This is a genomic window from Amycolatopsis magusensis, assembly GCF_017875555.1.
Taxonomy (GTDB): domain Bacteria; phylum Actinomycetota; class Actinomycetes; order Mycobacteriales; family Pseudonocardiaceae; genus Amycolatopsis; species Amycolatopsis magusensis.
Genome location: NZ_JAGGMS010000001.1, coordinates 5,535,027 through 5,548,331 on the forward strand (window position 1 = coordinate 5,535,027; position 13,305 = coordinate 5,548,331).

Annotated in this window: 2 protein-coding genes; both read left to right on the plus strand. The window is 71.5% G+C overall.

Features of this window, described 5'->3' with window-relative positions; translation table 11 throughout:
* The first annotated feature begins 18 nt into the window (after positions 1-18).
* Positions 19-12,312, plus strand: a complete 12,294-nt coding sequence (locus JOM49_RS24835; RefSeq protein ID WP_209666640.1) for a non-ribosomal peptide synthetase — start codon at positions 19-21, stop codon at positions 12,310-12,312.
* Complete coding sequence (locus tag JOM49_RS44140; protein ID WP_209666641.1) at positions 12,309-13,295, plus strand: TauD/TfdA family dioxygenase; 987 nt, start codon at positions 12,309-12,311, stop codon at positions 13,293-13,295. Before JOM49_RS24835 ends, JOM49_RS44140 begins: the two co-directional genes overlap by 4 nt.
* The last annotated feature ends 10 nt before the right edge of the window (positions 13,296-13,305 follow it).

Below are 13,305 nucleotides of genomic sequence, written 5' to 3' on the forward strand. Positions count from 1 at the left end.
GTACCCCGAGGAGGAAACGTGGACACCTCAGCTCACGCCGATCGCATCGCCGCACTGCCGGCCCACCTGCGCGAACGGCTGCGCCAGCGGCTGGCAGGCCGGGCGCGGGCCGAGGAGGACGGCATCACCAGGCTCGGGGACGGCACCCCGGGCGGCCGCCGTGGTCCGCTGCCGCTGTCCTTCGCCCAGCAACGGCTGTGGTTCCTCGACGAGCTCGACGGCGGCGGGGTGGAGTACAACAGCGGCTTCGCGGTCCGGCTGACCGGGGAACTCGACCGGGCCGCGCTGACCGGCGCACTGCGTGAGCTGGTCGTCCGCCACGAGGCGCTGCGCACCACCTTCGACACCGTCGACGGCGAAGCGGTGCAGTACGTGCGGGAGCCGTACGACCCGTCGGTGCCACTGGTCGATCTGTCCGAAAGGGACGATCCGGAAGCCGGTGTCCGCGCGGAACTCGACCGGTTCAACCAGCCGTTCGACCTCCGCCAGGGGCCGCTGTTCCGCGCGCTGCTGGTGCGGTTGGCCGAGCAGGAACACCTGCTGGTGCTCGGCATGCACCACATCGTGATCGACGGCTGGTCGCTGGAGGTCCTGCTCCGCGAACTCGGGGCGCGGTACTCGGGTGCCTCGGACCTGCCCGAGGTGGCGGTCCAGTACGCGGACTACGCGGTGTGGCAACGGAACCGGATGTCCGGCCAGGCGCTCGACGAGCAACTGGCGTACTGGAAGCAGCGGCTGGCCGGGATCGTCCCGCTGGAGCTGGCGGCCGACCGGCCGCGGCCACCGCAGCGCGGCCAGGGGGGCGCGCTGCGCACGTTCTGGCTGCCGGACGAGCTGGCCGCCGGGTTGCGGGAGCTGAGCCGGGCGCACGACACGACGTTGTTCACCGTGCTGCTCGCCGCCTGCAAGGTGTTGTTCGCGCGGTACTCCGGGCAGGACGACATCGCCGTCGGCACGCCGACCGCGGCGCGCAACCGGCCGGAACTCGGCGGGACCGTCGGCTTCTTCACCAACACCGTGGTGGTGCGCACGGAACTGAACCGGCAGCAGTCCTTTTCGGACTTCCTCGGCGAGGTCAAGGCCACCGTGCTGGACGCGCTCGCACACGACGAGGTGCCGTTCGACCGGCTGGTGGAGGCGCTGCGGCTGCCCCGCGACCCGAGCCGCACCCCGGTGTTCCAGTCCATGGTCGCCTTCCGCGGGGCCAAGCAGGCCGCGCTGGAACTGCCCGGGCTGGCCGTGCGGGAGTTCCACCTGCCGCGGGAGTCGTCGACCTTCGACCTCAGCCTGGAGTTCCAGGACGGCCCCGACGGGGTGCTCGGCGCGCTGGAGTACAGCACCGACCTGTTCGACGCGGCCACCATGGAGCGGTTCACCGAGCACCTGGTGACGCTGCTGGGCGGGATCGTCGCCGATCCGGACGCCCAATTGGCGCAGCTGCCGTGGCTGACCGAGGCCGAGCGGCGGCGGCTGCTGGTGGAGTGGAACGACACCGCGGCCGGGTACGAGGTGCCCGGCGCCATCCACGAACTGTTCGAGCGCCAGGCCGCACGGACCCCGGATGCCGTCGCGGTGTCCTACCAGGACAGTGCGCTGACCTTCGCGCAACTGGACGAGCGGGCCAACCAGCTCGCGCACGAACTCGCCGCCCGCGGCGTGGGCCCCGGCGTGCTGGTCGCCCTGTGCGTCGAACGCGGGCTGGACACGGTGGTCGGCCTGCTCGGCGTGCTCAAGGCGGGTGGTGCCTACGTCCCGCTCGACCCCGGCCACCCCGCCGACCGGCTCTCGTTCATGCTGACCGATTCCGCCGCCCCGGTGCTGCTCACCCAGCGGCGCCTGCTCGACCGCCTGCCGGACACCGGCTGCCAGGTGCTCTGCCTGGACGAGGCGTGGCCCGGGCTCGACCGGCACCCGGTGACCCCGCCGGAAACCGCGGTGGGGCCGGACGACCTGGCCTACGTGGTCTACACCTCGGGCTCGTCCGGCACGCCGAAGGGCGTGATGATCGAGCACCGCAACCTCGCCTACATCGCCGATGCCTGGAACCGCCGCTACGACCTGGCCGGCCAGCAGTTGCGCTTCGTCTCGGTGACCACGCTGGCGGTCGACCTGTTCTTCTCGGACCTCCTGCGGTCGGCGTTCTTCGGCGGCACGATGATCATCGCCCCGGCCGAGGTCGTCACCGACCCGGCCCGGCTGCTCGACCTGATCGAAGAGCGGGACGGCACCGCGATCGAACTGGTGCCCAGCCTCGCCAACGCGCTGGTGACCGAACTGACCGACCGCGGCACCCGGCTGCCCCGGATGGGCCTGGTCTCGGTGGGTTCGGAGGGCTGGCGGGCCGAGGACTGCGCCCGGCTGCTCGACCGGGTCGGCCCGGGTTCGCTGGTGGTCAACGCCTACGGCTCCACCGAGATCACCGTCGACTCGACGATTCACCAGCTCGACTCCGCGGAGTCGGCGCGGCGCACGCCGATCGTGCCGATCGGGCGGCCGCTGGCCAACACCCGGGTGTACCTGGTCGACCGCGAACTCCGCCCGGTGGCGACCGGCATCCCCGGCGAGATCGTGGTCGGCGGCGACGGCGTCGGCCGGGGTTACTGGAACCGGCCCGACCTGACCGCGCAACGGTTCTTCGACGATCCCTTCGGCGGTGGCGGCCGTGTCTACCGCACCGGCGACCGCGGCCGCTACCTCCCGGACGGCACGCTGGAGTTCCTCGGCCGGGTCGACGACCAGGTCAAGATCCGCGGGTTCCGGATCGAGCCCGGCGAGGTGGAGGCCGTGCTCGCCGAGCACCCGATGCTGCGTCACGTCGCCGTGGTGGCCAGGGCGGACGACGACGGCAAACCGCGCCTGGTCGCCTACCTCGTACCCGGTGAGGCCGCTCCGACGACCGCTTCGCTGCGCTCGTTCGTCGAGCAGCGGCTCCCGGAGTACATGGTCCCCTCGGTGTTCGTCACCCTCGACGAACTGCCGCTGACGCCCAGCGGGAAGGTGGACCGGCGCGCACTGCCGAGCCCGGAAGCCCGCCCGGCCGTCGAATCCGGCTATGTCGCACCCCGCACGCCGGTCGAAGAGAAGCTGGCCGCGATCTGGGCCGAGGTGCTCAAGGTCGAGCGGGTCGGCGTCGACGACAACTTCTTCGAACTCGGCGGCGACTCGATCCTGAGCATCCAGCTGGTGTCGAAGGCCCGCCGGGCCGGGCTCCGCCTGGTGGCCAAGGACATCTTCACCCACCAGACGGTGGCCGCGCTGGCCGGCGTGGCCGGTACCGCGCCCGTGCGTCGCGCCCCGGCCCGAGCGGGGGAGACCGGGGCCGCGCCGCTGACCCCAGTGCAGCACTGGTTCCTCCAGACGCACACCGAACAACCGCACCACTACGCCATGTCGGCGTCGCTGGAACTCGCCGAGGACGCCGACGAACTCGCTGTCCGGGCGGCGGTGCTCGCCGTGGTCACGCGGCACGAAGCCCTGCGGACCCGGTTCCGCGAGGCCGGGGGCCAGTGGCGTCAGGACATCGCGCCACTGGACGAGACCGCCGTGTTCCGCCGCGTCAATCTGTCCGAAGTAGACGGTGAGGACGAGCGCTCGGCGATGAGCGACGCCGCGCTGGCCGCCCAGTCCGGAATGGACCTGGAGCGGGGCGTGCTCACCCGCGCGGTGCTGTTCCACCGCGGCCGCCGCCCCTCGGTGCTGTTCCTGGCGATCCACCACCTGGTCGTGGACGGGGTGTCGTGGCGGATCATCCTGGACGACCTTTCGCGTGCCTACGAACAGGTTCGCGCGGGGGAGGAGATCGACCTCGGCAGCCGGTCGACCTCGTTCACCGAATGGGCGGGCAAGCTCGCCGCGCACGTGCGCGGTGGTGCGCTCGACGGTGAGCTCGGTTACTGGTCGGCGATCCGGGACGAGCCGGTCGGCGAACTGCCGGTGGACACCGAAGGCGCCAACACCGCGGGCTCGGCGGCCAGGGTGACCGTCCGGCTCGACCCGGCCACCACCGAGGCCCTGCTGCACCGGGTGCCCGGGGTCTACCGCACCCAGGTCAACGACGTGCTGGTCGGTGCGATGGGCGCGGTGCTGGCCGACTGGACCGGGCGCGACCGCGTGCTGCTCGGGATGGAGGGCCACGGCCGCGAGGAGATCGTCGACGACGTGGACCTCTCGCGCACGGTCGGCTGGTTCACCACGCACTTCCCGGTCGCGCTGACCGTGCCGGACTCACGGCGGACCGAGGACTGGGGTGGGGTCCTCAAGGCGGTCAAGGAGCAGTTGCGCGCGATCCCCGGCCGCGGGCTCGGGTACGACGCGCTGCGTTACCTGAGCGCGGCGGGCGCCGTCCTGCGTGAGGACCCGTTGCCGCAGATCAGCTTCAACTACCACGGGCAGTGGGACGGCGGCGAGGACGGAACCGGGCTCTACCGCACGGCCGGGTTCGGCGACCTCGGCCAGGACATGGGCCCGGACGAGGCGCGGCCGTACCTGATCGACGTCGTCGGCATCACCACCGCCGGGCAGCTCGAGATCAGCTGGTTCTACTCGGAGAACCTCTTCGCCGAGACCACCATCCGGTCGTTGGCCGAGAAGCTGCTGGACCACCTCCGCGGGATCGCCGAGCACTGCGCCGGACCCGGCGCGGGCGGGCGGACCCCGTCGGACTTCCCGCTCGCCGGGCTCGACCAGCACGCGCTGGACGAGGTGTTCGGCGCCTTCGGCGGCGGTCGTGACCTCGAAGACCTGTACCCGCTCACCCCGATGCAGCACGGGATGCTCTTCCACAGCATGGTCGACGCGGGTGCCGACACCTACTTCGACCAGATGACCCTGCTCCTGGAGGGCGTGTCCGAGCCGGAATCGCTCGCACTGGCCTGGCAGCGGGTGGTGGACCGCACGCCGATCCTGCGCACGTCCGTGCACTGGCAGGGGCTGGACCAGCCGCTGCAGGCGGTGCACCGCGCGGTCGAGGTGCCGGTGACCCAGCACGACTGGCGCCACTGCTCGGAACCGGTGCGCCAGCGCGAACTGCGGCGCCTGCTCGACGAGGACGCCGCCAAGGGGGTGGACCTCGCGGCCCCGCCGCTGCTGCGTGTCCACATCGTGCGGACCGACGACCGCAGCGTGTGGCTCGTCCGCAGCACGCACCACATCCTGCTGGACGGCTGGAGCAACGCGCAGCTCCTCACCGACGTGTTCGAGGAGTACGCCGCGATCCGGGACGGCCGGGAGCGCCCGGCACCGGCCCGCCGCCCGTTCCGCGCCTACCTGGACTGGCTGGCGGCGCAGGACCCGGCCGAGGCCGAACGGCACTGGCGGGGTGTGCTCGGCGGTTTCGACTCGCCGACCCCGCTGCCCTACGACCGGCCGCCGCTGGCCGCGCACACCAGCCGGTCCACCGACAACGTCCGCCTCGACCTCACGCCGGCGCGGACCGAGCGGCTGAACGAGTTCGCCCGGCGCCACCGGCTCACCGTCAACGCGGTGGTGCAGGGCGCGTGGGCGCTGCTGCTGTCGCGGTACGGCGGCGGGGACGACGTGGTCTTCGGCGCCACGGTGTCCGGACGGCCCGCCGACCTGCCCGGTGCCGAGGAGATCGACGGCATCTTCATCAACACGATCCCGGTGCGGGTGCGGATGGACGGCGCCGACGAACTGGTGCCGTGGTTGCGCCGGTTGCAGCAGGCGCAGGCCGAGGCTCGGCAGTTCGAGCACGTCTCGCTGGTGCAGCTCGGGAACTGGAGCGAACTGGACGCGGCGGCGAACCTGTTCGACAGCATCGTGGCGTTCGAGAACTTCCCCTTCGACGGCAGCGAAACCGGGCACGGCCTCCAGGTCTGGAACATCACCGCGCTCGACGACACCACGTTCCCGCTGACCCTGCGGGCCTACCCGCTGCGGCGACTCGGGCTGGAACTGGCTTACGACCGCGATCTGTTCGACGCCGAGACCGTGCGCCGGCTGTCGGCGCACCTGGGTGACCTGCTGGCCGCGATGGCCGACCAGCCGGACCGTCCACTCCGGACCCTGCCGGCGCTGGTCGAGGCGGATCGGTCCCGGCTGGCCGCGTGGAACGAGACCACGGTTCCGGTGGACACGAGCCGGTGTGTGCACGAGTTGGTGGCCGCGCAGGTGGCCGCGACGCCGGACGCGATCGCGGTGACGTGCGACGGGGAAAGCCTGACCTACGCCGAGTTGGACGCGCGGGCGAATCGGCTGGCGCGGCACCTGGTCGCCCACGGGGTCGGTCCAGGCGTGCTCGCCGGAGTCGGCTTGGCGCGCGATCTTCACCTGCCGGTGGCTTTGCTGGGGGTGTTGAAGGCCGGTGGCGGCTACCTGCCGCTGGACCCGGACTACCCGGAGGACCGGCTGGCGTTCATGGTGGCCGATTCGGGTGCCCGGGTGGTGATCACCACCGCGGACCTGGCGGACGGCCTGCCTGCCGGTGAGGCGGAGGTCATCTGCCTGGATCGGGATGCCGAGCAGATCGCCGCACGTTCGGCCGCCGCACCGGAAACCGGTGTCACAGCAGAGGATCTGGCGTACGTGATCTACACGTCGGGGTCGACGGGGAAGCCGAAGGGGGTGCAGGTCGAGCACCGCAACGTCACCAACCTGTTGCTGGCGACCGCGCCCCGGTTCAAGTTCGGTGTCGAGGACGTGTGGACGATGTTCCACTCGTACGCCTTCGACTTCTCCGTGTGGGAGCTTTGGGGCGGTTTGAGCACGGGCGGCCGGGTGGTCGTGGTGCCGAAGCCGGTGACGCGGGCGCCGGAGGAGTTCTGGCGGCTGCTGCACGACGAGGGCGTGACCGTGCTGAACCAGACCCCCGCGAGCTTCCGGGCGCTGGTGCGGTCGGCCGGAGACGCCCCGTCCCGGCTGCGGACGGTGATCTTCGGTGGTGAAGCGCTGGAGCCCGGGCACGTGCGTGAGTGGTTCGAACGCTTCGGCGACTCCCCGGCACGCCTGGTGAACATGTACGGCATCACCGAGACGACCGTGCACGTCACCTTCGAAGAGCTGGACTGGCCGGAAATCGAGGCGGCGGGCCGGATCCGGATCGGCCGCCCGCTGCCGAACTACCGGATCGACCTGCGTGACGAACACGGGGCGCCGGTGCCGGTCGGGGTGGCCGGTGAGATCCACGTCGGCGGCGCCGGGGTCGCGCGGGGCTACCTGCACCGCCCGGAACTAACCGCCGAGCGGTTCGTGGACGGGTGGTACCGCACCGGCGACTTGGCCCGGTACCTGCCCGACGGCCGCCTGGAGTACCTGGGCCGGTGCGACGACCAGGTCAAGATCCGCGGCTTCCGCATCGAACTCGGCGAGGTCGAAGCCGTGCTGTCGCGGCACGAGCAGGTGGCCGGGGTGGCGGTCGTGGCGCAGCAGGAGGCCGAGACGGCCCGGCTGGTCGCCTACGTCGTCCCCGCCGGTGCGCAGCCCGAGGTCGCCGAGCTGCGGGCGTTCGCGGCGCGGGAACTGCCCGACCACATGGTGCCTTCGGTCTTCGTGCCGCTGGACCGGCTGCCGCTGACCCCCAGCGGCAAGGTCGACCGGCGCGCGCTGCGGACCAGGCCGCTGGACGGGGCACTCGAAGGCGGAAAGTACGTCGAGCCGCGCGACGAGACCGAGCGGGCGCTGGCCGGGATCTGGGCCGACGTGCTCGGGGTCGAGCGCGTCGGCGCGCTGGACAACTTCTTCGAACTCGGCGGCGATTCGATGCTCAGCATCCAGGTGGTCTCCAGGATGCGTTCGGTGCTCGGCGCGGAACTCACCCCGCGAGCGCTGTTCACCACACCGACGCTCGAAGGGCTCGCCCGTGCCATCCCGGCCGGCGGAACCGGCAGCGGCCTCATCCCGCGTGCCTCGCGGGACGGTGATCTGCCGCTGTCGCACGCGCAGCAGCGCATGTGGTTCCTGAACGAGTTCTCGCCGGGCAGCGCCGAATACAACAGCTGCACCGGACTGCGGCTCACCGGCCCGCTCGATCTCGACGTGCTGGGTGAGGCTCTGAACGCCTTGGCACAGCGGCACGAGTCGCTGCGGACCACGTTCGATTCGGTCGACGGGCACGGCGTCCAGCGGGTGCACGCCGAGATCGTGGTGCCGCTCGCTTTGACCGACCTGTCCGAATACGGGATCGGAGTGACGGACGACCGCGTACGGCAGGCCCTCGCGGACGAGGTCGGCACCCCGTTCGACCTGCGCACCGGGCCGTTGTTCCGCGCCCGGCTGGTCCGCCTGTCCGACCAGGAGCACCTGCTGGTGCTGAGCCTGCACCACATCGTCACCGACGGCTGGTCGATGAGCGTGCTGACCGGCGAACTCGCGAAGCTCTACACCGCCGGGGTGCGCGGGGTGCCCGCGGAACTCGAGCCGTTGCCCATCCAGTACGCCGACTTCGCGGTGTGGCAACGGGAACGCGGGACGAGCCAGGAACAGCTGGACTACTGGAAGGCCAAGCTCGCCGGACTGGAACCGCTGGAGTTGCCGACCGACCGGCCCCGGCCGCCGGTCAAGACGGCCCACGGCGCGGTGCACCGGTTCGACGTGCCCGCTTCGTTGCTCACCCGGCTGAAGAAGGTCGCGAACGCCGGTGACAGCACGCTGTTCATGATGCTGGTGGCCGCGACCCAGCTGCTTTTCGCCCGGTACAGCGGGCAGCGCGAGGTCGCCGTCGGCACGGTGGTGTCCGGCCGTGACCGGGTGGAGCTGGAGCGGATCGCCGGGTTCTTCGTCAACACGCTGGTCCTGCGCTCCACTGTGGACACCTCGCTGACCTTCGAGGAGTTCCTGCGCCAGGTGCGGCAGACCGCGATCGAGGCGTTCGAGCACACCGACGTCGGCTTCGAACAGCTGGTCGACCTGCTCGCCCCGGTGCGTGACCCCAGCCGCAATCCGCTGGTGCAGGCACTGGTGGTGCTGCAGCAGACGCCGGGCGGGCGGATCGAGTCCGGGGAACTGGTGATCGACGAGTACGAACTCCCCGCCGCGCTGGCGATCTTCGACCTGTCGGTGGAGTTCACCGAACGGGACGGCGAGCTGCTCGGCCTGGTCGAGTACAACACCGACCTGTTCGACGCGGCCACCATCGACCGGATGTCCGGCCACCTGATCCGGTTGCTCGACGGCATCGCGGGGCAGCCGGGCACCACGCTCGCCGGACTGCCGATGCTCACCGCCGGGGAACGCCACGAGCAGACGGTCACCTGGAACGAGACGGCCGTTCCGGTGGACACGAGCCGGTGTGTGCACGAGCTGGTGGCCGCGCAGGCGGTGGCGACCCCGGACGCGGTCGCGGTGACCTTCGACGGCGAAAGCCTGACGTACGCGGAGTTGGACGCGCGGGCGAACCGGCTGGCGCACCACCTGGTGGCCGAGGGTGTCGGCCCGGGTGTGCTGGTCGGCGTGAGCCTGGAGCGCGACCTCGGCTTGCCGGTGGCGTTGCTGGGTGTGCTGAAGGCCGGTGGCGGCTACCTGCCGCTCGACCCCGACTACCCGGAGGACCGGCTGGCGTTCATGGTGGCCGATTCCGGCGCACGTGTGGTGCTCACGACCGCCGGTCTGGCCGCGGACGCCGAGCGCATCGCCGCATACCCCGCCACCGCACCGGAAACCGGTGTCACGCCTGAGGATCTGGCGTACGTGATCTACACCTCGGGGTCGACCGGGAAGCCGAAGGGGGTCCAGGTCGAGCACCGCAACGTCACCAACCTGCTGCGGACCACCGCGCCCCGGTTCGAGTTCGGTACCGAGGACGTGTGGACGATGTTCCACTCGTATGCCTTCGACTTCTCGGTCTGGGAGCTTTGGGGCGGCCTGAGCACCGGTGGCCGCGTGGTCGTGGTGCCGAAGTCGGTGGCCCGGGCGCCGGAGGAATTCTGGCGGCTGCTCACCGAAGAAGGCGTGACCGTGCTGAACCAGACTCCCGCGAGCTTCCGCGGCCTGGTGCGCTCGGCGGACTCCGCGCCCTCCCGGCTGCGGGTGGTCGTCTTCGGTGGTGAGGCGCTGGAGCCGGGTCACGTGCGTGAGTGGTTCGAGCGTTTCGGCGATTCCCCGGCACGGCTGGTGAACATGTACGGCATCACCGAGACCACCGTGCACGTCACCTTCGAGGAACTGGACTGGCCCGAGATCGAGGCGGCCGGCCGCATCCGGATCGGCCGCCCGCTACCGAACTACCGGATGTACCTGTTCGACGAGGACGGTGGCCCGGTCCCGGTCGGGGTCGCCGGTGAGGTGTATGTCGGCGGCGCCGGGGTCGCGCGGGGTTACCTGAACCGCGCCGAGCTGACCGCCGAACGGTTCGTGGAGGTGGCGGGGGAGCGGTTGTACCGCACCGGTGACCTGGCCCGGTACCTGCCCGACGGCCGGCTGGAGTACCTGGGCCGGTGCGACGACCAGGTCAAGATCCGCGGCTTCCGCATCGAACTCGGCGAGGTCGAAACCGCGCTGGCCCGGCATCCCCAGGTCGCCGGGATCGCGGTGACCGTCCAGCGGGACGGGGAAACCGCCCGGCTCGTGGCACACGTAGTCCCCGCCGACGCGGAGCCCGAAGTAGCTGAACTGCGGGCGTTCGCGGCCCGGGAGCTGCCCGACTACATGGTGCCCTCGGCGTTCCTGCTGCTCGACCACCTCCCGCTGACCCCCAGCGGCAAGGTCGACCGGCGCGCGCTGCAGGACACGCCGCTGGACGGCGCGCTGGCGGGCAAGGAACACGTCGAACCCCGCGACGACACCGAGCGGACCATCGCCGGGATTTGGGCGGGCGTGCTCGGGATCGAGCGCGTCGGCGCGTTCGACAACTTCTTCGAACTCGGCGGCGACTCGATGCTCAGCATCCAGGTGCTCACCCAGGTGCGCCGGACCGGCCTGGAAATGTCCACAAAGGACATGTTCACCCACCAGACGGTGGCCGAACTGGCGGCGAAGGTGACCGAGGCCTCGGCGGTGGCCGAAGCGGAACCGGTCACCGGGGAAGGCCCGCTCACCCCGATCCAGCACTGGTTCCTGCGGCGGCACCCGGTCGAGCCCGACCGGTTCGACCTGTCGTTGTTCGTGGAACTCGCCGAGGACGTCCGGGCCGAGCTCGTCCAGGGCGTGGTGGAGGCGCTGACCGAGCACCACGACGCGCTGCGCACCCGGTTCGTCCGCACCGGCGACGGCTGGCGGCAGCGGGTGCTGCCGGTGGCCGAGGCGCGCCCGGTGTTCGACCTGGTCGACCTGTCCTCTGTGGACACTGAGAAGCGGGACCGGGTGATCGGCGAGCAGGTGAACGCCGCCCGTGACGGGTTGAACCTGACCGGCGGGCCGGTGGTGCGCGCGGTCCTGTTCACCGGCGGCGAGGTCCCGCCCACGCTGTTCCTCGGCGTGCACCACGCGGTGGTCGACGCGGTGTCGTGGCGCATCCTGCTCGACGACTTCGACGTCGCCTACCGGCAGCTGCTGGCGGGCGAGCGGCCCGCGCTCGGTGCCAAGACCACCTCCTACCTGGACTGGGCCAACCGGCTCGCCGAGCACGTGGCCGCCGGCGAACTGGACCACGAGCTCGCGCACTGGTCCGGAGTGGACGCCACGGTGGCCGCGACCGCGGTGCCGATCGACCACGGCGGCCTGAACACGGTCGGGTCCGCCGCGACGGTGTCCACCCGGCTGACCGCGTCCGAGACCGAAGTGCTGCTGCGCAAGGTCCCCGGCCGGTTCCGCACCCGCATCGACGACATCCTCTTCGGCGCGGTTGCCCACGGCCTGGCCCGGTGGACCGGCCACCGCACGGTCGCCATCGACGCGGAGGGCCACGGCCGCGAGGAACTGATCGACGGGGCCGACCTGTCCAGGACCGTCGGCTGGTTCACCGCGATCTACCCGGTCGCCCTGTCGGTCGAGGAGGCCGAGGACGAGCCGGACTGGCCCGCGCTGGCCAGGTCGATCCGGAAGCAGCTGCGTGCGGTGCCCGGTCGCGGGGTCGGCTACGGCGCGCTGAAGTACCTCTCGGCGGGCGGTGGCCTCGCCGACGGCCCGGGGGCGCAGGTCGCGCTCAACTACCTCGGCCAGTGGGACACCGCCATGACGCCCGGCGGCGTCGTCCGGCGCCAGGTGTCCGAGATCGGCACCGACGAGCCCGGCGAGGAGATCCGGACCCACCTCCTGGAGGTGCTGGGCGGCGTGCAGGGCGGCGAACTGGAACTGGGCTGGACCTACTCGCGCAACGTGCACGACGACGCCACCGTGCGGCGCGTCGCCGGCTCGGTCATCGAAGCCCTGCGCGCGCTCGTGCGGCAGGTGGAAGCACTCGAGAACGGAGCAGACAAGTGAGCAGAATCGTCCTGGAGGCCGAAGAACGCGCCCAAGTCGCCGCACTCGCCGACGAGGTGCTCAGCGGGGTCGAGGTGTGGGACCCCCTGCAACTGGTCGACGACGTGACCGGCCTCGCCGAGCGCCTGCCGTTGCGGCTGCGTGAGTTCCTGGTGCACTCGCGGATCAGCGAATCGGACATCACGGTGATCTCCGGGTTGCCGGTGGACGAGGAACTGGTGCCCACGCCGATCGGCTGGGACCTGGCCGCCAAGACCGGCGCCGGGCAGCGCGAGGAACTCGTGCTGCTGCTGTGCGGCGCGGTGCTCGGCGACCCGTTCGGCTGGGCCACCCAGCAGGACGGCCGCGTGGTGCACGACGTGTGCCCGGCGCCGGGCATGGAGAAATCGCTGACCAGCGCGAGCAGCGAGGTCGCGTTGTCGCTGCACACCGAGGACGTGCACCACCCGTGCCGCGGCGACTACGTGTCCCTGTTCTGCCTGCGCAACCCGGACGCGGTGGGCACCACCTTCGTCCGGATCGGGGCGCTGGACCTGCCGCCGGACACCCGCCGGACGCTGGCCGAACAACGCTTCCGCTTCTACCCGGACGACTCCCACGTCGGCGCGGTGCTCAACGCCCTCGACGGGAACGAGCCGGCGGATGCCAGGGTGACCGACCGCGAGTACGACCCCGGCTCGGCCATCTTCGGCCCGGCCGAACGCCCGTACCTGCGCTTCGACGTGGACTTCATGTCCGGCGCCGACGACGACGCCGAGCACGCCATCCGCACCGCGGTGGACTGCTTCGCCAGGTCCGTGGAGCGGGTCGTGCTGGCCCCGGGGGACGCGGTGTTCGTGGACAACTACCGCGTCGTGCACGGCCGGGAACCGTTCGTGCCCCGCTACGACGGCAAGGACCGGTGGCTCAAGCGGCTCAACCTGATCCGCGACATCCGCCGCCTCTACGCGATCAGCGACACGCGTTCGCGCATCATCGCCTGACGAGGAGCCA